Here is a 1,992-nt window from a genome sequence, read left to right on the forward strand (position 1 = left end):
CTATTGTTTTTATAATTCTACCGATTTCATTAGAAGTAAATGAAATTTCTTCCATGGCTTTAACCATTTGTTTCATTTGTTCATTACCTTCTTCAAGTTCATTACCTACATTCATTGATAAAGCATTAGCTTCTTTTGCATTGCCTGCAGTATCTTTAATTTTATCAGATATTTCTAAAATAGTTGCAGATAATTCTTGAATTGCACTTGCTTGTTCAGTAGCACCTTGTGCTAACATTTGTGATCCGCTTGACACTTGATCTGATGTTGCTCCAACCTCTTCTGAGGCTACATTTATTTGTGACATTGTTTCGCTTAAATCATTAGTTATTTTAATCACTGATTCTTCAACATCTTTAAATACTCCTATATATTCTGCTTCAGGTGTAACATCAAAATTACCTGATGCAACTTCTCCCAAAATACGAACTGTGTCATTTACAATTTCCTTAGTTTTCTTACTCATTTGACGCATGCTATTTGATAAACTACCTAATTCATCCTTTGATTCATAATTAATATTAATATCAAAGTCACCCTCTGCCATTTTATTTGCAGACATTTCTATTTCTTCAATTGGGTCTTTTAATTTCTTTGTAATATATATACATATAATTAATGCTGCTACTATACTAGCTATACCCATGCCTATAGCAATATATAATACTATTTTTACAGTAGATTCTACTTTTTTATCAAATTCTATGCCTTTGACTTCTGCATCTTGATAAAGATTTAACGCATCTTTTGCACATTTATTATATACTTGTACAAGTTTACTATGATGTTCATTTGCTTTATCTTGTGCATCTTTATATCCTCCACTTTCTATAATTGCATAAATACTTTTAAATTGTTCTCTCAATTCAGATACTGAAGTATCAAGAGTATCAATTAAACTTTTATCAGTTATATTAGCATCACTAATTATTTTCATGCTTTTTTCAACATTTTCAAATGCATCTAAAATTACAACTTTATTATCCGCTGCAAAATGCTCTACATAAACTGCATTACTAATATTATTTCCAATAGAATTTACATATGAACGAACAGCCATAGATTGTTTTGTAACTTCATAAGGTCCCTTAAATAAATCATGACTTAATTGTCCCGCTTTTTTCAAACTAGACAGTGTATAAAAGTTTACAAATACTGCGATCATCACCAAAATCACAAAAGATATCCCTAATTTTTTACCAATTTTTAAATTTTTCACATTCATTCCTCCCCAATACTTTTAGATATTATTAAAATACTTAATTTTATATTAAAACTATTTCATTATTCATTTCATATGTAAAATATCTACAAAATGACTTATTAAAATGCATAGTTTAATTAAATAATATAAATGTACATTTAAATAAATTTAAAGATAACTTTTAAATTAAAATAAGAAAATTTTTCTTTATACAAAACATAATTATTTTTTAATATAATCATGATTCTCTTTATAATAAAATAGAAATTATTTTTAAAAAATCTACATCTCTTTAACTCATAGTATTCCCAATATCGAAAACCTTTTCCTGAAGATGATAAAATTGCTACTCTTGTCTCTTTTGATAAAACCAAGTTTTTTCAACTCAATCTAGTAATAATAAATTTATATTTTTACCTTTATGCTCTAAATTTTATACTTTACACTAAAATACATACAGTATTTATCTATGACATATTTTACCATATTTCTATTTTTTTGTAAATTATAGGTTAATTATTAATTTTATTAACATTGTATTTCTTAATATTTTACAAACTATTCCAATAATCTATATTTTATTTTTATTTTAACTAAATTCAAATAAAATTTCTATCTTAATGATTTTTAATTACATCAATTAAATTTTCATTAATATAAATCAAGAAATTTTCATTATATAACAAAAGGAAGATGTTTAAACACCTTCCTTTTGTTATATAAATTCTTAATATTGTACTCTAAATTTAATTATTTATTATCAAAATAAATTATAATTTAGATAAAGC

The 1,992-nt window shown here is 24.2% G+C and carries 1 protein-coding gene; it reads right to left on the reverse strand.

What is annotated here, in order from left to right; translation table 11 throughout:
• Positions 1 to 1,219: methyl-accepting chemotaxis protein (locus CHF27_RS13620; RefSeq protein WP_158534780.1), on the reverse strand; the 1,219-nt coding region annotated here is incomplete at its 3' end.
• Positions 1,220 to 1,992: the final 773 nt, after the last annotated feature.

Origin of the sequence: Romboutsia maritimum, from assembly GCF_002251085.2 — a bacterium.
Lineage (GTDB): Bacteria > Bacillota > Clostridia > Peptostreptococcales > Peptostreptococcaceae > Romboutsia_B > Romboutsia_B maritimum.